Genomic DNA, 19,746 nt, shown 5'->3' with positions numbered 1-19,746 from the left:
GAGGCTCTAACAATAATTTTTAAACTCCTCGCTGAACCGGATGATTGTGTGCTTTTCAAGACCTGAAAGAAAGTATCAGTGAATACAGTTGAATAAGAGTACTCTGTTTCTGCTTCTCGGGGCTTAAGTTGTTTCCGCGGAAACAACTGCTTCTAAATTCATCGTAGCCCAATGAATTCGAGGCTTTGAGCCTATCCATAATATTTCATTTAATGAGCCTTACAAAATAGGAACAAACTATTCAGGGAGAGAGGCTCTAACAATAATTTCTATGCTCTTCGCAGAATCGGATGAATGTGTGCTTCGTAAGATTGTAAAGAAATCACCAACTAAGACGCTTGAAGAAATAAAGCTGTCTTTGTTACATATGAATGTTTCCGCGGAAAAAATGAGTGGACTAAAGATGGAAAGCTAATAATAAGCGGCCTTTCACACATTAGAAATAGTTGTATAAATACGTCATTTTTTACTATCGATAGACTGTTAGCAGTGACCTCTAACAGAAAAAGAAGATAAATTTCTGCTGACCTGCTAAACCGAATACGTATCAAAAATCTACTACTTGTATCTCTGATTAGTAAAGTTAAGCTGTGTGTATTCGACTTTCCACTTTTTGTATAGCCTCGCTCCGGACAAGTTGTTGAATTACATTATTCGTAAAGTAAAGTTTAAAGTAAGTCACTTCTAAAGATTCGATCCGAGACATTAATTACTTGCCATGTCAATATAACTCTATGTCCTGAAATAAGGTTAGAGTAATGAACAAAACAGAGTTGTATAATGGAATGCGTGTTCTTTCCAGTTATCACCGCAAAGGCGGTGTAGGTAAAACTTTTTTAGCTTCTACTATAGCTTACCTGCTTGCTACTGGTGGCCCGAATGGAAGAGGTAAGAAACGACGTGTTTTAGTACTAGACTATGATTCTCAGCAAGACTCATCAAAAGCGTTTTTGAAAATGGACGCTATCCCAGGAGACGATGAGTATGCGGCTCCTTTACATCCAGAGTTTGATGACATCGATGACCCTGAATGGAGTGGAAGAAATACGAGTACCGACATATTGTTTAACTCTCCCGTATACGAATATCCAACTGCTTTTGAAAACATCAAGGTACTGCCTTCGGAAGGGAATGTAGATAGGGTGCTTGCACTAACTCCAGAGTCAGACAGGTTAGTTTCAAAAATAACTGCTCATATGCGAGATTGGTTCTCCGTTGAGGAGCTGGCCGACGATTACGATATAGTCATCGTTGATAACCCGCCGAGTAAATCTCCCGTATCTGCTGGTATGCTGGGCGCTGCTACACATGTAATTATTCCCACTGAACCAGAATACGACTCAATCGATGGCGTGCCTATGCTTCTTAACCGTATCGATCGAATTAATGAAGATAGAGCCCATAACCCTCTGAAAATTGTAGGTGTAGTTCCCAATAAAGTGCCGAGTAAGTCAAGGTTAACTCAAAAAGACGAGGTTGCCTTAGCTAAGCTTTACGATAGCGAGGGACCAACTGGAAAGTACATGAGTCCATTTTGGCTTCAACAACGAAACTGCTATAGAGTTATGGAGAGGCCGTCAGTTGACGAAACACATTTTAACTATGTTCACAACCACCACGCTAAAAGTGAAATGCAAAAACTTTATGCATTAATTGAAAGTAGCTTATGGGGAGATGACGTATGACTGCTAAAAAGCCGAGAAGCCGAAGAGTGGTGAAGCCATCTTCGCAAGAGGATTTGATCAGTAAGTTTCAGTCGGGCGAGGGTGTTTCGAAGAAATCGCAACAGATGTTAGATGATTTGAAGCAACGCGATAAATCCAAAGAAAGTAACGTTCACGACGACCCTCTTTTTAAAACGTCTTCTGAAATAGACAGAGTACTTGTCGACTACATACAGCCTCAATCAGATAACCCACGATATTTACCTGTTAAGTTTGCTAAACGTGACGATGCTGATTCAATTGCCTCGTTAACGAATTGTGTCGTATGCGAAAAAGGACTTATTGAAAACAGGCTTGATAAAAGCAACCCTAGATACGATGCAGTAGACGCAGAGATAGAGGAGATCAAAGGTCTAGCTGAGACTTTGAAACATAGCGAATTAGTTCACCCAATCGCTGTGTGGCGTAAAAACATGTCTGATTATGCAATCGTTGCCGGTCATAGGAGATATTATGCGATACGTTATCTATACGGCGGTTTAATCAAAGTAAAAGTAAAAATATACGCAGAAAAGCCTAAAAATATAAACGTATTGCGGCATATTGAGAACTTTTCTCGCAGTGATTTAACACTTCCTGATGCGTTAAACAGCTATTCGAATGCTGTTCTCGAGTTGGAGAGTATTGAAGGTGAAAAGCTATCAAAAAGCAGAGCAGGCGTTGTCACTTCATATCTAGGCATAGGACGCACTACTTTTTACCGGTACGACAAACTTCATGAATACAGAGAGTTTGTAATGCCTCTTCTTGAAAATAGAATTGTAGAATCTCTGCGAGGATTATACGAAGAGATAATCAAAGCTGAGCAACAGGGCAGGGAGGAGGTAGAAAAATATCTCAAGTCACTCCAATCACAGGGGAAATGCCATAAATATCTGCAGGCTCCTGTAGCTAAAAAAGTTGGTAGGTCTAAACAGTTCATTTCGCTACCTAGAGTAAAAATCAACGACATATCAGCCATTAAACGTTTACTAACTGAAGATGTTACCCAACTAGAATTGGGAATTGATTGGGAAACCATAGATTTTAATGACCCAATGATGTTGGAAAATGCTCTGAAGGAATTGTTTAAGTCTCTCTCGAAATAGTTTCTGTTTCCGCGGGAACTTTAAGCTTTATAGACGCTATACCTCTTATAAAATAAGGGGTGTAGCGCTTTTTAATATGCTGTTTAACTGTTGTTGAACTTATAGTTTATATTTCTTTCGCGTATTCAATCCGGAAAGACTGTAACTAAATTTCCCCCCAATATTACTTTTATAGGATGCAATATATCTTTAATACTCCCTAGTTAACGCCTATGAACAAAATTCGAGCCTGCTCTTAATATAAGATTTTTCTTATTGTTGATCTTAACTTCTACCTATTGGTTGCCAACACAATTTTATAACAATTTAATTGATTGCTCATTACAATTAGGTCATAATCGCTCAAAAGTAATCATCTTTACTTCCTTTTAAGCGGCTTTAGATATATAAGCCTAGAATGAAAATAATGGAGGAAATGTGTCGAGTTCAGATGAGTTTGAAACACAACCAATAAGCCCGAATAAGTTACAGCCAGCTCGAGCATTTGCAGGGAGTTACGCAGGTGAGCATGTTGCCGGAACTGAATTTGTAATTGGAGCACTTTTTGTATCGTGGGGAGTTGGTGCTGGTGACATTCTAGTTGGTCTTCTCTTAGGTAATTTACTCGCAGTACTCACGTGGGGCTTGTTAACCGCGCCAATAGCCACCGAAACTCGTCTAACCCTATATGCCTATTTAGAAAAAATAGCAGGTAAAGGCACAATCAAATTATATAGTGTTGTTAATGGTATTCTTTTTAGTGTGCTTGCAGGAGCAATGATTACAGTATCCGCATCAGCGGTAAGAATATTGTTAGACATCCCTCCCCAGGTAGACTGGTTTCCATCTGACCTACGGTTCGTTTTAGTCGCCCTTTTTGTAGGAGCGGTTGTCGTGTTTATGGCCGTGAAAGGCTTTAAGAAGCTAGCTGCTTTTGCCGAAGTTTGTGCGCCATGGATGATTTTGATGTTTATCGTTGGAGCGTTATTTTTACTTCCTGCTCTTATCGAATCTACACCTGGAATAACAAATATCTCCTCGTTTTCAGATTTCTACACAATCGCTAATGAATCTATATGGGTAAAAACCAGTAGCGAAGTGGGCTTCTGGCATGTTGCTGCGTTTGCTTGGGTAGCGAACTTAGCGATGCATGGAGGAATGGGAGACATGACGTTATTGCGCTTCGCTCGCTATTCTCGATACGGCTTTTTCTCTGCACTAGGTATGTTTATTGGCCACTATATGGCATGGATATGTGCGGGCATCATGGGAGCCGGTGCAGCAATAATTTTGGGCACAGCTATTACTAATCTAGACCCTGGTGCAGTCGCCTATCAGGCATTGGGTACATGCGGAATCATTGCAGTTATTATCGCAGGGTGGACAACGTCTAACCCTACTATTTACCGCGCAGGATTGGCGTTCAGCTCTCTTAATCCAAAATGGAGTAGAGAGAAATCTACGATAGTCGTTGGTGTTGTAACAACCATTATCGCGTGTTTCCCTTTCGTGTTCTCTCAGCTTCTTGGTTTCGTTGGAATCATGGGTTTAATGATGGCGCCAGTAGGTGCAATTATTGTGGCTGAGCATTGGCTCTTCCCTAAAATGGGCTTAACTCGTTACTGGTCTCAATATAAAGGAAACAATACAAATTGGGCGGCTATTATCACATGGCTTACAGCACTAGGTTTAAGTTATTTACTGGAGCAGTCAGGCGTACTTCACTTGTTTTTCCTTCTAATCCCCATATGGGTTTACTCTACGGTGCTGTATTGCCTACTATCAATTGCTATGGGCGCTAAGAAAAGTTTTCCTGAAGCAGCGATTGCAGAAGCCGCGGAGTCAAACCGTAGATTGGAAGAGAAACACTTCTTGGAAAGCCTTTCCAGAGAATCAATAAAAGTCCCGAATAAGAAATTGTCGCCAATAGTTACTCTAGCTTCATTTGTAGCTATTGCCTCACTTGTCACTTGTCTGGTTATTGGCGTTATAGCTTACTTCGATAACGGAAACAGCGCTTTGCATTCCCCGTTATTAACAGCAACGATAATTTATTTTGTAACGGCTACATACGTGTATCTTGCAAATACCAATGCTGCTGAAACCGATGAAGTACCTATCGTTGAAGCACAAGCTTCTGACAATTAGTTTTCCGATGTAGGCTTTCCCCTCTGGCACCGTGAGCTAGAGGGGCTTTTTTTTTACAGGACGATTATTGTGAAAGTACCGATCTCATTTCTAATAATACTTCTGAACTGCTTCCAAGTGTGTTTAGTCAAAGCTGAAACTGACGAAGAAAGCGCTGCATCCATTGATAATCGACCTCCCAACATACTCTTTATATTAGCTGACGACCATCGTTGGGATTTGTTAAGTAGAAATTCGTCTCAAGTACAAACGCCTAATCTCGATGCTCTAGCTAATGAAGGTGTAGTGTTTGAAAACGCTTTTGTGACAACTCCGATATGCGCTTCTAGTCGAATCAGCATTTTGACAGGTTTAACTGAGCGCACTCACGATTTTACTTTCGGACGACCTCCTACGGGCAAAGAAGAATCATCAAACGTGTACCCAGCGTTATTAAAAAGAGCAGGGTACACCACAGGATTTGTCGGCAAATATGAAATAAAACTGTCGGGAGAAGATGATGAACGATTCGATTATTTCAAGCCCCTTCTTCAATCAAAAACTAATGAGTGGGAAGGAACGCAAATACCACAGACACATTACATTAGAAATCTTGCGAGTAAATTTATAAAGCAAGCATCAACAGGGGATAAGCCGTGGGTTTTGGCTGTTAATTTTTGGAATCCCCATGCACATGATACGGACAAGGAAGACCAGTTTCATTATCCACCAGAATTTGACTCTATGTACTCTGATGTTGATATAGCAAAGGCAAATATTTCTGATGACAAAGATTTTGAGACGCTCCCGGATTTTCTAAAAACTTCTATGGGAAGAATTCGCAGGGAATATCGGTTCGCAACTGAAGAAATGTATCAACGAATAGTGAAACGACATTATCGAGCTATTAGTAGCGTCGATGACGCAGTCGGCTCTTTAAACGAGCTTCTTAAGTCTCTTCACTTGGATGACAACACGATCATCATCTACACCGGGGATAACGGGTACGCATTGAATGAGCGCCAATTGGCAGGTAAGTGGTTCGGCTGGGATGAAGACCTACGAGTACCTCTTATTATCAAGGACCCTCGCAATCCAAAGCACAAGGAAATAAGCGAGTTTGCACTTAACATTGATATTGCACCTACAATACTTGATTTTGCCGGTTTACCTATTCCAGCCGGTTATCAAGGAAGCAGTTTAATACCATTGATTGGCGCAGAGGAAGTCGATGAATGGCGAGATGAGTTCTTCTTTGAGCATATGTACCAACCGAAACGTGCTCCTATTCCGCCCATGTACGGTTTACGAACAGCACACTGGAAATTTGTGAATTTCTATAAAAACGACTACGTGCAACTTTACGATTTGGAAAACGACCCGCTCGAAACTACTAATCTTGCGTATGAAGAAAAATACCAGTACTTAACTAATGGGCTTTTGCAGCGAGCAAATGTGTATATAGAAAAGTACGAAAATGCGCGAAGTGAAGAAGTTAAATCAAGAAAAAGTTTCGAGAATACTCTCCTGTCTAATTAAATCCTTAATGCTTAGGGCTCTTCCTCGTTATTACGGGGGGGGGAGCCATCACTTAATAATTTCCAACTTTCCAAAATATCAAAATAGGCCTTTGTGATTGATTTTGAGTGTTGATGATTGCTTTATGTTCATATACAATCATTTTACATTTATTTAAAGGCTCTTGATGAGTGTAACAGCCTGTAAGTTTCATTACACAGAGTTTAAGGGATGGAGAGAAAGAGAAGTGAAGTTAGCTATTATTGGCGAATGTATGATTGAGTTATCTAACAGTGATAGTGAGCTTTATAAACTCAATTATGGCGGAGATACACTTAATACCGCTATTTATCTTTCTCGCTGTGGGGGGAACGTCGAGTATGTAACGGCACTGGGCGATGACTCGTTTAGCAGTAAAATGCTTTCGCTTTGGCAAGAGGAAGGAGTCGGCGTTAAGCATGTGAAGATATTGGAAAACAGTGTGCCGGGTTTGTATTTGATTGAAAATGAGCCCAATGGCGAACGTCATTTCCACTATTGGCGTTCTAACTCCCCAGCAAAATACCTAATAGATAAATTTCCAGAAAGTTTAGACGAGATTAAAGATTACGACGCTATCTTTTTGAGCGGTATAACGCTTTCAATCTATTCTGAATCAACCCGAAAAGCACTTTATGATTTTCTCAGTGAATTCCGTGTGCGTGGCGGCATGGTTATTTTTGATAATAACTATCGGGCAAGGAACTGGTCTTCGCTGAGCGAAACCTCAAAAGCGTTTAACCAAATAATGAATCTTACAGATTTGGCTCTTCTGAGTATGGAAGATGAGGTCAGCCTACATGGAGAGCACTCAATGGAATATTGTATTGAGCGCTGGCTAAAATGCGGTGTTTCTGAAGTCATTGTTAAGAATGGCGCTAGCGGCATTCTTGCGGCTAATAAAGATGGGAAGTTTGAGTTTGACGTTCCTAACGTTGTAGAGCCTGTCGATACTACAGCAGCTGGTGACTCTTTTAACGGTGCATTTTTAGCGGCCAAGGCGAAGGGAGAAAGTCTAGAAAAATGTATCCGTGATGGTCAGTTTTGCGCAGCACAAGTGATCATGCATAAAGGAGCGATAGTTCCTAAAAGCATTTCACTCAAAGGAGCGTAAGAATGAAAATTAAACATTTGCTAAAAATTCTCCTATTGATTCCAGTTATAGCGTTACAAGGGTGCGACACTGACGCTGAAGACGAGACTTATGTTATTCGTCTTGGGCATCAGTTAGATATAAACCATCCTGTACACAAGGGACTCGTTTTTCTCAAAGAGGAACTCGAAAGAAGGTCTAATGGGTCAATGTCTATTGTCATTTATCCATCATCACAGGTCGGTGACGAAAGGGAGGTCCTTGAACTCATTCAAATAGGCAGTATGGGAATGACAAAAGTTTCGGCGAGTGCGTTAGAGAGCTTTGTGCCTGAAATGAAAGTGTTTAGCCTTCCTTACCTTTTCAATAACCAAGAACACTATTGGAATACTCTCAACGGCAACGTTGGTAAAGAGTTACTATCCGCCGGCGAACCATATCGCTTCAAAGGACTAGGCTATTTTGACGCCGGCTCTAGAAGCTTCTACACAACAAAGAAGCAAGTAGTCACGCCTGATGATCTACAAGGGCAAAAAATAAGAGTAATGAATAGCCAGACTGCTGTGTCCATGGTTAATACGATGGGCGGTGCAGCCACACCAGTAAGTTGGGGGGAACTGTATACATCGCTCCAGCAGGGGGTGGTGGATGGTGCTGAAAATAACCTCCCAAGTTTTTACTATTCAAAGCACTACGAAGTTAGTCAGTACCTTATCTTAGATGAACACACCTCAATACCTGACGTGATAATCATCGGTACCCATGTCTGGGAACAGTTAAATACTGAACAACAGAAGTGGTTGGAAGAATCGATGTTGGCTGCTACCGACTTTCAACGGGCGCTGTGGGCCGAATCAACACGAGAATCCTTAGAAGTAGTAAAGAAAGCCGGTGTGGAAGTTATTGAGGCCGACAAAAGTGTATTTCAAGAGAGTGTACTCCCCGTCTACGAATCTTTAAAAGGTAGCGATTTGGAAGCGCTTGTTAAGCAAATAAAGTCGTTAGGAGTAGAACAATGAAGACACTTTCAGGAATCATTCCTACGCTAAATAAAGCGTTGCGAGCATTATTAGCAACAATGATGGCTCTGTTAGTTTTAAATGTAACTTGGCAGGTGATAACGCGTTTCGTTTTACCTCACCCTAGTTCCTTCACGGAAGAGCTTGCCCGCTTTTTCTTGATATGGATTAGCTTGCTTGGCAGTGCCTATGCATTTCATACCCACAGCCATTTGGGGTTCGATTACTTAACTAAAAAGATGCAGAGTAACGCTGCGATTACAACGGCAAAGTTAGGATACGTGCTAGTAATCTTGTTCGCTCTGGGCGTTCTAGTCATAGGTGGAGTCAATCTTACTTACATCACATTTTTGCTAAATCAAGAATCCCCTGTACTTGGCATCCCTATGGGGTACGTTTATTTAGTAGTACCGTTAAGTGGGTTTCTGTTCATCTTATACGGGGTATGGGGATTTTTGGAATTGAAAGATCCTAACAATCTTAGGGAGCACGCGCTATGACTTCACTTGTACTTTTTGGTGTGTTTTTTATCCTACTTTTGATAAACGTTCCAATCGCAGTGAGTATCATTGTAGCGACTTTAGCGACTATGCTCTTAACGATTGATACGCTTCCTGCATTAACCACATTAGCGCAAAGGCTAGCAGTAGGAGTTGATAGTTTTGCGTTATTAGCGATTCCTTTTTTGTCTTATCTGGGTACCTGATGGGGCAAGGCGGGATCGCAGTTAGGCTGATTGAATTTGCCAAGGTGCTAGTTGGGAAGCTCCCAGGGGGGTTAGCTTTTGTAAACATTATTTCCTGTGCTCTTTTTGGTTCGATTTCGGGCTCTGCTGTTGCTGCAACATCCGCAGTCGGCGGCTTTATGATCCCTGCAATGGAGAAAGAGGGGTACAACAGACCATTTAGCACCGCCGTCACTGTTACCGCAGCAACGACAGGCATGCTAATTCCCCCTAGTAACATTCTCATCATTTATTCACTCGCTAGTGGCGGAGTATCAATAGCAGCACTGTTTATAGCTGGATATTTGCCAGGTCTATTGGTCACTGCACTTTTAATGGTAGGTGCAGGCATCTATATCAAACGGACTGGAATTGCAACGGGCAGTAATATTGAAGTTGGGAAGTTTTGGCCAAGTTTGTTTGGCGCTATCCCCTGTTTATTCTTAATCGTGCTAATCATTGGTGGGATTATAGGGGGGCTATTTACACCGACAGAGGCTGGGGCGATAGCCGTACTGTATTCCCTTTTATTGGCTCTTGGTGTGTATAAAGAGTTGTCAGTTAAAGATCTTTACCCAATTTTATTAAAAACGGTAGGTACGACAGCGATCGTCATGTTTCTAATCGGTGCCTCTGCCTCAATGTCGTGGCTAATGTCCTACGAAGAAATACCGCAAGCCATAAGTAATTCACTATTATCAGTATCCGAAAATGCCATCATTATACTACTTATAATGAACCTAATTTTGCTCGCTGTAGGCACATTTATGGATGTTACGCCAGCGGTACTGATATTTACCCCTATATTTTTACCCATTGCTGAAATGCTGAATATATCGCCTCTCCATTTTGGGATAATGATGATTCTGAATTTATCTATCGGGCTATGCACACCTCCAGTAGGAAGCGTTTTATTCGTAGGGTGCAGTATAGGAAAGGTATCTATAAGCAAGATGATGAAACCTATATTCCCTTTATACGTCGCAATGATTGTTGCACTTGCACTTACCATTATTTTTCCAGAAATCAGTGAATTTTTACCTAAGCTTCTGGGGCTCATTTAATTACAAATAAAGTTAGGAGACATGACGTGTCTGATTATTTAAGTAGACAATTTGGCTTACACGGAAAAGTTGCAGTCGTTACAGGCGCTAGTCGTGGGCTAGGGCAGGGCATTGCTCTCGCTCTTGGAGAAGCTGGTGCGACAGTAATAGCGATTGGTTCTTCAACTAAAAGTGTAGAATCGACTATTGAAATGTTATCTAAGAAAGATGTTGTATGTGCAGGTTATGGATGTGATCAATCAGATACGTCTCAAATAATCGATACTGTAAACAAGATAGTCGAGAATCATGGCCGAATTGATGTTTTAGTAAATAACGCGGGGACAATTAAGCGTTCACCAGCGCACGAGTTTTCCGATGAAGACTGGAATGAAGTAATAAATATTAACTTAAATGGCGTATTTACATTTTGCCGAGAAGCCGGCAAGCAGATGCTTAAGCAAGGTAGCGGGAAGATAATTAACATTGCATCATTACTGAGTTTCTCTGGTGGAATAACAGTACCAGCCTATGCAGCGAGTAAAGGCGGCGTGGCCCAGTTAACTAAAGCACTTGCTAATGAGTGGGCTAACAAAAACATTCAAGTTAATGCAATCGCCCCTGGCTATTTCGAAACAGACAATACTTTCAATATCCGTCAAGACAAAGAGAGGTTTGAAAGTATTAGTAGCCGAATTCCTGCGGATAAATGGGGGCAACCAGATGACCTGGCAGGTGCAGCTATTTTCCTTTCTTCAAAGGCCTCATCATATGTTAACGGGCATGTATTGCTTGTTGACGGTGGCTGGATGGCTCGCTAAAGCGAGCCCATTCAAATTTTTACCTCACGATAAAAAGGTATCGCATGAATTTTCTTTTCTCTACAAATAAACGCAGCTACCCAAGTATGACCAATGAAGAACTTAGAGAGGCTTTCTTAACTGAACCTCTTTTTGTTCCCGGTAAGCTTTCACTTACGTACACGGATGTCGACCGGGCTGTTATCGGTGGCGCGATGCCGACTGACTCACCTATTGAGCTACCTACACACAAAGAATTAGCGGCCGATTATTTTTGTGAAAGGCGAGAACTTGGCATCATTAACATTGGTGGTAACGGGGCTGTTAAAGTTGATGGCACTAACTACACAATGGCGCAAAAAGATAGTTTATACGTGTCGAGAGGGAGCCAAGAAGTTACCTTGTCATCGGATGACCCAAATGTACCTGCAAAATTCTATATGGTTTCATACCCAGCACACCGTGTAACTAAAACAGTTCATGTGCCTAAAGTTGACGCAAAACATATTGAACTTGGTTCTCAAGAAACATCGAATGAGAGAACGATCTTTCAGTCAATTCGTCCAGGAATCGTGGACAGTTGTCAGTTAGTGATGGGGATTACAGAGTTAAAAACAGGTAGCGTTTGGAATACAAAGCCACCTCACACGCATTTTCGTAGAACTGAAATATATATGTACTTCGACCTTGACCCGAGCGAACGTGTGTTTCATATGCTTGGAGAGCCTAAAGAAGTTAAAACGCTACCATTAGCACCTGAAGTTGCTATTGCTTCACCCAGCTGGTCTATTCATAGTGGAGTTGGTACGACTAACTATAGTTTCATCTGGGCTATGGGCGGTGAGAACCAAGAATTTGATGACATGGACCATATCGAAATTTCTTCTCTAAGCTAGATAATCTACTGAAAATAGCTATCAAGTATATAAATTTTATCAAAATCAATCATGAAATGAGTTTTTTGATTGATTTTGGTTGCTTTGATCCTTATATTAATGTCTATAACGCTAAATTAGGACAGATAAGTAATGCTTGAAAAGCAGCGACAGCAGTTAATTCTAGAGATACTAGAAGAGTCAACATTCGCTAGTGTTCCCGAGTTGTGTAGCCAACTCGGAGCGTCAGAAGCAACAATCAGACGAGACTTAAAGAAGCTATCAGCCCAGAAAAAGATCAAAAAAATTCGCGGTGGCGCACAAGTTGTTGATAGTGGCTCTACTTCAAACTTTTATCTTTCTGGAAACGCCTTTTTAATCGATAAAGAGAAAAACGCAGACATAAAACGCGCTATCGCTAAAACCGCATGCGAGCTTTGCAATGATGGTGAATCAATTATCATTAATGGCGGTAGTTCGACATTTATGATGGCAGAATTTTTGAGAGATAAGCGACTCAACGTACTCACCAACTCGTTTGTTCTTGCTCAGGACCTAGTGGAAAACAGCCAAAATCAGGTGACGTTACCTGGCGGCGAGGTTTACCGAAAACAGAGTATAATTTTGAGTTCGTTTGAAAATGATACAACTCAAAACTACCGCGGAACTATGATGTTTATGGGAACGCCAGGAATTAGCAAGTATGGAGTAATGGAATCTGACCCCCTCTTAATCTTGGCGGAAAAGAAGTTGCGTAAGCAAGCGGACAAGTTAGTTGTATTAGCTGACAGCAGTAAAATTGGTTTACAGAGCAATCTGGTTTTCTGCGAATTAGGTGCGGTTGACATAGTGATTACGGATAATCGCGCGGACAAAGCACAGCTTGATGAAATCAAAAGCTACGGTGTAGAAGTCATTGTTGTGGATGTGGAGACCCTCGCGGCTGCATAAGTGTTAATGCAGCGTTTGAAATTGACAACTTTGCACGCTTGATTTTGCGTCTGACCTATTCAAAAAGTTAACAGTTCTTCGAGGTCTCATGTATTTTGAGACCTCTTTCACTTTATTGTTTAATAAAAAGTTCGTTTCCTCAACAAGGGTATGCCACTCACGCAAACCCTCTATTCAATTATCATTAATCAAAAGCTTTCATTTTCAGTCACATTTTGTTATACATTGCGTTAACAATTTGGAGTATCCAAGAAATAATCAAAATTATCGATTGAATAGAGCGTTACCGTAGTTTCCTTTGCTATTCATTGGGTACTTTCGGATATCTCCTTCATTTCAAACATTGGAGTTAGCGTTAGAGTGAAAGCTGTTTTAGATATTGGTAAAACTCATATAAAACTATTGTTTGTGTCAAATCATGAGCAGGTAGCGAGTTTCAGTTGCAAAAACGCCCCTATAGCGGGCCAATACCCTCAAGCAGATGTCGACAACATATGGGACTGGATTGTCGAGACGCTAAAGTCATGCACCCACACTAAAAATGTCGAAGGGTTCGTTGTGACTACCCATGGGGCAACCGCTGCGCTTATTGATAGCAATGTTACAGATAAATCAAGAGCGCTCACGCTTCCCATCTTAGATTATGAATATCAAGGTATCGATGAATGCGCTGAGCTATACAAGTCAGAACGCCCAGTTTTCAAAGAAACTTACTCGCCTTATCTTCCAGCAGGTTTAAACCTAGCCAAGCAATTATATTGGTTACAAAGGAAGTATCCAGAGCCGTTTTCGAATGCGGATACAATCTTATTGTATCCGCAGTATTGGGCATGGAGGCTAGGTGCTGAGCTAAGCTCTGAAGTAACGTCATTGGGCTGTCACACAGACTTATGGAAGCCTATAGAGGGTGAATACTCTTCTCTTGCAAATAAGAAAGGGTGGTCTAACTTGTTTCCTCCTTTGAAGAAAGCATGGGATTGCGTCGGAAACGTGACTGATGATGTTTCTAAACAGACCGCTCTACCGACATCGTGCAAGATTTACTGTGGTATTCATGATAGTAATGCGAGCTTTTTACGATATCTGAATAGCGGCGAACAAGATGATGAGTTCACCGTCATATCTACTGGAACTTGGACTATCTTAATGCAGTCTGGTGGGACTGTAAGCTCTCTTCACAATAAAACAGATACGCTTGCCAATGTTGACATTAATGGTAACCCAGTTTCCTGTGCAAGATTCATGGGAGGGAGAGAGTACGAAAGGATATGTACAACTTTGGGCGGTAATATAAAGATGAATCCGACCGAGAGCGCAATTCAAGATGCTCTGAGTAACTTTTGGCTTGTTACTCCGGATTTTAGTGAAGGTAATGGGCCGTTTCCGGGTATTAAACCTCGCTTGCTATGTCCAGAAAAACCAAGCTCTCCGCAGGCCATTGCTACTCTTTACTGCGCACTAATGATCAATCAGCGTCTGAGTGATTTAAACGCTGAAGGTCCGATTTACATTGAAGGGGCTTTTTTAAAGAATCCTTTACTCTGTCGCCTTGTTGCTCAATTGAGACCAAACCAAACCGTATTCGCATCTTCAGACAATACCGGAACTGTACTAGGAGCGGCTGCACTTATTAAATATGGTGAAAAAGCACACAAGCTTGACCTAGAAACCGTTGAGCCTTCTTATTTCTTTGGTCTGAATGCGTATGTAAAAGAATGGCATAGGTCAATCAAAGGCGCTCAAAACTAAAAGAATTAATCAATTTAGTACACACTTCATGACACTAACAATCAAATATCAATCATAGATGATTGAAATTGATTGACAAGGATTGGAAGTGGCGTGTATTGTGGGCGTATTAATCGACGTTCACATTTGTGATACATATTCAACTAATAACTTAGGACTCGGCCATGGCTTTTAATCCCAGCGAATTCAAGCATGTTAACTATCTTTGGAACGACGAAGAGGCTAGTAAACTATCTCCAGTAGAAAATCTGGTATATCGCTCTAACATACTTGGTGACGATCAAAGAATCACAAATACTGGTGGCGGTAACACGTCAGCTAAAATCATAGAAAAAGATCCACTATCGGGTGAAGAAGTCGAGGTTCTTTGGGTAAAAGGCTCTGGTGGTGATTTAAGAACGTCAAAAGTTGAAAACTTTTCATCACTATACATGGATAAGTTAATAGCTCTTCAAGACATCTATAATTCTGCAGACGAAGTGGGTGTAAAAACCCAGATCGAAGATGACATGGTGGCTATGTATAAGCACGCTACTTTTAATCTTAATCCGCGAGCAACCTCTATTGATACGCCTTTACATGCGTTTATTCCCTTCAAGCATGTTGACCACATGCACCCTAATTCAGTCATTGCAGTTGCGGCTAGCAAAAATTGTAAGGCCTTGACCCAAGAGATTTTTGGCGACGAGTTAGTGTGGACTGAGTGGCAGCGCCCGGGCTTTGACCTTGGTCTTAAACTACAGCAGATTTGCAGAGACTACCCAGACGCGAAAGGTGTGATTCTCGCCGGTCACGGCGTGATTAACTGGGCGAACGATAGTAAAGAGTGCTATCAGTTGAGCTTAGACATCATCGAAAAAGCAGCGCGTTACATTGAGAGCCACGACAAAGGCGAAATGACCTTTGGCGGTCAAAAATACGCGAAGTTGGAAAAAGAAAAGCGCGACACAGTTCTTGCGGAAGTATTACCTTATCTACGTGGCTTGGTTTCAGGCGAGAACAAACTAATTGGCACAGTACAGGACGATGACGATGTACTTCGCTTCGTAAACAGTGAAGACGCAGCTCGTCTAGCTGATCTTGGCACATCATGTCCTGATCACTTCTTACGCACAAAGATTAAGCCTTTATATGTTGATTGGAATCCAGAAACGGATTCAATTGATACGCTTAAGACTTTATTAGAAGAGGGTGTAGCAAAATACAAAGAGGACTACAGCGCCTACTACGAAGCCTGCAAGCATGATAATTCACCGGCGCAACGTGCTTCATCACCTTCTATTTGCTTAATTCCAGGTGTTGGTATGGTCGCGTGGGGCAAGAATAAATCTGAGTCTCGTGTAACAGCTGAATTCTACAACTGTGCGATTGAGGTTATGCGCGGTGCGGAAGCGATTGATGAATATGTTGCGCTTCCACAGCAAGAAGCGTTTGATATCGAATATTGGTTGCTAGAAGAAGCAAAATTACAGCGCATGCCTAAAGAAGCGCCACTTGCAAGAGACGTAGTTGTGGTTATCGGTGCCGGTGATGGAATTGGCAAAGCTACTGCGCACCGAGTAGCTAAAGAAGGCGCCCATGTTGTATGTGCTGACCTGCGACTAGAGAATGCTAAAGCAACTGCTGAAGAATTAGAGGCCATCTACGGAAAAGGTATCGGTGTTGCGGGTACGGGGATTTCTTCGTGCGGTCCGGCAATAGCACTTGAGGTAGACATTACTAAACGTGAAACAGTAGAAGCTCTATTCAAGAATGTTGCGCTGGCATACGGCGGTATCGATAACGTTATCGTGACAGCTGGGGTTTTCATTGCAGAAGGCGCTGATTTGGCCAAAAACGATGAAGTTTTTGAGTTAAGCTTTAATGTTAACGTTAAAGGTGGTTATGTTGTTGCCTCTGAAGCTCAAAAGCTTTGGGAGAAGCAAGGGCTTAAAGGAAAAATGGTTTTAACTACAAGTGTGAATGGAGCTGTATCGAAGAAAGGTTCACTTGCTTACGATACAAGTAAGTCTGCAGCAAACCACTTAGTGCGTGAGCTTGCAGTAACACTAGCACCGCTTGTAAACGTTAACGCGCTGGCACCTGCGACTGTTGTACAGGGTAGTAGCATGTTCCCACGCGACCGCGTTATATCTTCGCTAACTAAGTATGATATTCCGTTCCAAGAGTCAGACTCCACTGAGGAACTTCGTACACGTTTGGCAGAATTCTACGCGCAGAGAACACTTACGAAGTCGCCTATTACGCCTGAGGATCAAGCAGAGGCAGCCTATCTTCTTGTATCTGGTCAGCTTAATAAAACCACAGGCCAAATTATTAGTGTAGACGGCGGTTTGCACGAAGCCTTCCTACGCTAGGAGTATATTATGTTACGTAGAATAGATTCAGCTTTAATAAGCGAAAAAAACGAAGAGCTATATAGCAACCTTAAAACTGACTATGACGCACTTGCTGAGAAGCTAGCACGTGATGGTATTGATATCGAGAAGTTCACCAAGGCTGCTGAAGACTTTCAAATTGCTGTTCCTTCGTGGGGAACTGGTACAGGCGGTACAAGGTTTGCCCGTTTTCCTTTACAGGGTGAACCTCGCAACATTTTTGAGAAACTCGAAGACTGCGCGGTGATTAATGAACTTTCTGGCTGTACAGATAGTGTGTCTCCTCACTTTCCTTGGGACAAAGTGGACGACTTCAGCGAATTGAAACAAGCGTCTGACGAATATGGGATAAAGTGGGTTTCTGTTAACTCGAATACATTCCAAGATCAGAAAGGTCAGACAGCGTCTTATAAATACGGTAGTTTAAGCAATACGCAAGAAGCATCTCGTGAGTTGGCCATTCAACACAATCTAGACTGTATTGAGTACGGTAAAGCGCTAGATGCCAAAAGTCTTACGGTGTGGGTAGGTGATGGCTCTAACCATCCTGGTCAACAGCATTTCCAACGTGCGTTTGAACGCTATTTGTCTAGCATGGAAAAAATCTATGCAGGACTTCCAGACGACTGGGAAATGCACATCGAACACAAAATGTTTGAACCAGCATTTTACTCAACAGTAATTCAAGACTGGGGCTCGAATATTCTTGCTGCTATGCACTTAGGTCCAAAGTGTAAATCACTTGTTGACCTAGGCCACCATGCACCGAATACAAACATTGAAATGATTGTTTCTCGCCTGATTCAGTTTAAGAAACTTGGCGGTTTCCATTTCAATGATAGTAAGTATGGCGATGACGATCTAGATAGTGGTTCACTGCATCCATATCAACAATTCCTAATTTTTAATGAATTAGTCGATGCTGAATATCGTCAGCAGGCAGAGTTCAATCCATCTTATATGTTGGACCAATCACATAATGTTACTGATCCTATCGAAAGCTTGATTATTTCTGCAATCGAAGTGCAACGTTCTTACGTTAAAGCACTACTAGTGGACAGAGAAGCGCTATACGGTTATCAAGAAGACAATGATGCGATGATGGCCTCGCTTGAGCTTAAGAAAGCATTTAACGTTGATGTTACGCCTATCTTGGCCATGGCTCGCTATCGTCAATCAGCGGCGATTAACCCTATCGGCGCTTACCGCTCTGTCGACTACAGAGAAAGAATGGATAAAGAACGTCCGCGTGACCCTAATGCCACTGGCTCAGGGATTGTGTAGGTAAAAATTGGTAGCCGCTTTCTACCTGTACTCTACAAAAAAGCGATTGAAGAAGAATAAAAAGAATAAGAATAATATAAGTAGCTGTTGTCAAACTATCGGAATAAGAAAACGCATATGTTATTGAGTAATTGTCATAACTATCATGATTTTAGAAAGTTAGCGCAAAAAAGGCTTCCTGGTCCTATATTCAATTATATCGACGGGGGAGCTGACGACGAGGTAACTATGCGTCGTAACTCTGAAGCCTTTCAGAGTTGCGATCTTATTCCAAACGTTCTGACTGGTGTAAAAGACATTGATTTAAGTGTTGAGGTGATGGGGCAGAAGTTGGCTCTTCCCGTTTATTTATCTCCTACGGCGCTACAACGCTTGTTTCATCACCAAGGTGAGCGCGCGACCGCGGGAGCAGCGGAAAAATTTGGAACGATGTTTGGGGTTTCTTCTCTTGGTACAGTGAGCATGGAAGAAATCGCTAAAAAATATAACACACCGCAAGTTTATCAGTTCTATTTCCACAAGGATCGTGGCTTAAACAGAGCTATGATGGAAAGAGCTAAAGAATCTAATATTGAAGTTATGATGCTAACAGTCGATTCTATCACTGGTGGCAACAGAGAGCGCGATCTACGGACAGGTTTTGCTATTCCCTTTCGACTCAACCTCAAAGGTTTATGGCAATTCGCAACACGTCCAATGTGGGGGATCAACTATGTTACCCACGAGAAATTTTCACTTCCTCAGTTGGACGCCCACATCGATATGGGAGGCGGTGCTAGCTCAATAGGTGACTATTTCACTAATATGTTGGACCCCTCGATGAATTGGAAAGATGTTGAAGAGATGGTCAGGTTCTGGGATGGCCAGTTTTGCTTGAAGGGCATAATGAGTGTCGAAGATGCAAAGCGAGCTGTGGATATCGGTTGCACAGGAATCGTTATTTCTAATCACGGTGGTCGTCAGTTAGATGGTTCGAGAAGTTCGTTTGATCATCTGGCTGAAATTGTTGACGCAGTCGGCGACAAAATAGATGTTATATTTGATAGTGGTGCTCAAAGAGGCACTCACGTTTTAAAAGCATTAGCGCTTGGAGCAAAAGCTGTTGGCTTAGGGCGTTATTATCTATTTGCTTTAGCCGCGGCGGGCCAAAAAGGTGTAGAAAGAGCGATGCAATTAATGGTTGCGGAAATCGAGCGCGATATGCGACTAATGGGCTGTTCAAAAATTAGTGACCTTAACCGCGATCATATTCGATTTAGATAAGTTCTAATATCACGTACTATTTTCGTCCCCGTCTTGATTATTCATTAGTCTTCATAGTTGTAGTTTTAAATTAACTGCGAACTAACTTAACC

14 protein-coding genes and 1 pseudogene are annotated in these 19,746 nt (G+C 41.8%); all 15 read left to right on the top strand.

The annotated features are described in order from the left end of the window. Window positions 1-758: 758 nt before the first annotated feature. Complete coding sequence (locus tag KUL49_RS13925; RefSeq protein ID WP_131137695.1) at window positions 759-1,685, top strand: ParA family protein; 927 nt, start codon at window positions 759-761, stop codon at window positions 1,683-1,685. After that, window positions 1,682-2,812 carry a ParB N-terminal domain-containing protein gene (locus tag KUL49_RS13920; protein ID WP_131137694.1) on the top strand — a complete coding sequence of 377 codons (1,131 nt, stop codon included), beginning with the start codon at window positions 1,682-1,684 and terminating at the stop codon, window positions 2,810-2,812. The genes KUL49_RS13925 and KUL49_RS13920 overlap by 4 nt, the downstream gene beginning before the upstream one ends. 417 nt (window positions 2,813-3,229) lie before the next feature. After that, a complete protein-coding gene (locus tag KUL49_RS13915) occupies window positions 3,230-4,939 on the top strand; it encodes a cytosine permease (RefSeq protein WP_131137693.1) in 1,710 nt (569 codons plus the stop codon). Window positions 4,940-5,008: 69 nt separating this feature from the next. Continuing rightward, window positions 5,009-6,457 (top strand): sulfatase-like hydrolase/transferase, encoded by a 1,449-nt coding sequence (locus KUL49_RS13910; RefSeq protein WP_131137692.1) that lies wholly within the window; start codon window positions 5,009-5,011, stop codon window positions 6,455-6,457. Window positions 6,458-6,623: 166 nt separating this feature from the next. After that, window positions 6,624-7,589, top strand: a complete 966-nt coding sequence (locus KUL49_RS13905; RefSeq protein WP_131137691.1) for a sugar kinase — start codon at window positions 6,624-6,626, stop codon at window positions 7,587-7,589. Window positions 7,590-7,591: 2 nt separating this feature from the next. Beyond that, window positions 7,592-8,587: a TRAP transporter substrate-binding protein gene (locus KUL49_RS13900; protein WP_131137690.1), complete on the top strand. Its 996-nt coding sequence runs from the start codon at window positions 7,592-7,594 to the stop codon at window positions 8,585-8,587. Next, window positions 8,584-9,087 (top strand): TRAP transporter small permease, encoded by a 504-nt coding sequence (locus KUL49_RS13895; RefSeq protein ID WP_131137689.1) that lies wholly within the window; start codon window positions 8,584-8,586, stop codon window positions 9,085-9,087. Before KUL49_RS13900 ends, KUL49_RS13895 begins: the two co-directional genes overlap by 4 nt. After that, window positions 9,084-10,375, top strand: a pseudogene (locus tag KUL49_RS13890) (TRAP transporter large permease). Before KUL49_RS13895 ends, KUL49_RS13890 begins: the two are co-directional and overlap by 4 nt. A gap of 26 nt (window positions 10,376-10,401) precedes the next feature. Further along, window positions 10,402-11,175 (top strand): glucose 1-dehydrogenase, encoded by a 774-nt coding sequence (locus tag KUL49_RS13885; protein ID WP_131137688.1) that lies wholly within the window; start codon window positions 10,402-10,404, stop codon window positions 11,173-11,175. Window positions 11,176-11,219: 44 nt separating this feature from the next. Next, entirely contained in the window at window positions 11,220-12,050 is an 831-nt protein-coding gene (gene kduI, locus KUL49_RS13880; RefSeq protein ID WP_131137687.1) for a 5-dehydro-4-deoxy-D-glucuronate isomerase, read from the top strand. Between the two features lie 132 nt (window positions 12,051-12,182). Further along, the gene (locus tag KUL49_RS13875) at window positions 12,183-12,980 is read left to right on the top strand and encodes a DeoR/GlpR family DNA-binding transcription regulator (protein ID WP_131137686.1); all 798 of its coding nucleotides are present in this window, start codon (window positions 12,183-12,185) and stop codon (window positions 12,978-12,980) included. 360 nt (window positions 12,981-13,340) lie between these two features. After that, entirely contained in the window at window positions 13,341-14,729 is a 1,389-nt protein-coding gene (locus KUL49_RS13870; protein ID WP_131137685.1) for an FGGY-family carbohydrate kinase, read from the top strand. A gap of 164 nt (window positions 14,730-14,893) precedes the next feature. Further along, the gene (locus KUL49_RS13865; protein WP_131137684.1) at window positions 14,894-17,086 is read left to right on the top strand and encodes a bifunctional rhamnulose-1-phosphate aldolase/short-chain dehydrogenase; all 2,193 of its coding nucleotides are present in this window, start codon (window positions 14,894-14,896) and stop codon (window positions 17,084-17,086) included. A 9-nt stretch (window positions 17,087-17,095) separates the two neighbouring features. Then, on the top strand, window positions 17,096-18,391 hold the full coding sequence (rhaI, locus tag KUL49_RS13860) for an L-rhamnose catabolism isomerase (RefSeq protein ID WP_131137683.1): 1,296 nt from the start codon (window positions 17,096-17,098) through the stop codon (window positions 18,389-18,391). 117 nt (window positions 18,392-18,508) lie between these two features. Then, window positions 18,509-19,654 carry an alpha-hydroxy acid oxidase gene (locus tag KUL49_RS13855; RefSeq protein WP_131137682.1) on the top strand — a complete coding sequence of 382 codons (1,146 nt, stop codon included), beginning with the start codon at window positions 18,509-18,511 and terminating at the stop codon, window positions 19,652-19,654. Window positions 19,655-19,746: the final 92 nt, after the last annotated feature.

Origin of the sequence: Alteromonas sp. KUL17 (genome assembly GCF_006538305.1) — a bacterium.
Classification (GTDB): domain Bacteria; phylum Pseudomonadota; class Gammaproteobacteria; order Enterobacterales; family Alteromonadaceae; genus Alteromonas; species Alteromonas macleodii.
Note: the sequence above shows the minus strand (reverse complement) of the source record. Positions and strands in the feature narration are given on the sequence as shown.

Excerpts from the sequence above, each read along its gene's own strand:
- KUL49_RS13925 (WP_131137695.1), top strand. The coding sequence starts at position 759 with ATGAACAAAACAGAGTTGTATAATGGAATGCGTGTTCTTTCCAGTTAT.
- KUL49_RS13920 (WP_131137694.1), top strand. The coding sequence starts at position 1,682 with ATGACTGCTAAAAAGCCGAGAAGCCGAAGAGTGGTGAAGCCATCTTCG.
- KUL49_RS13905 (WP_131137691.1), top strand. The coding sequence starts at position 6,624 with ATGAGTGTAACAGCCTGTAAGTTTCATTACACAGAGTTTAAGGGATGG.
- KUL49_RS13900 (WP_131137690.1), top strand. The coding sequence starts at position 7,592 with ATGAAAATTAAACATTTGCTAAAAATTCTCCTATTGATTCCAGTTATA.
- KUL49_RS13895 (WP_131137689.1), top strand. The coding sequence starts at position 8,584 with ATGAAGACACTTTCAGGAATCATTCCTACGCTAAATAAAGCGTTGCGA.
- kduI (WP_131137687.1), top strand. The coding sequence starts at position 11,220 with ATGAATTTTCTTTTCTCTACAAATAAACGCAGCTACCCAAGTATGACC.
- KUL49_RS13875 (WP_131137686.1), top strand. The coding sequence starts at position 12,183 with ATGCTTGAAAAGCAGCGACAGCAGTTAATTCTAGAGATACTAGAAGAG.
- KUL49_RS13865 (WP_131137684.1), top strand. The coding sequence starts at position 14,894 with ATGGCTTTTAATCCCAGCGAATTCAAGCATGTTAACTATCTTTGGAAC.
- rhaI (WP_131137683.1), top strand. The coding sequence starts at position 17,096 with ATGTTACGTAGAATAGATTCAGCTTTAATAAGCGAAAAAAACGAAGAG.
- KUL49_RS13855 (WP_131137682.1), top strand. The coding sequence starts at position 18,509 with ATGTTATTGAGTAATTGTCATAACTATCATGATTTTAGAAAGTTAGCG.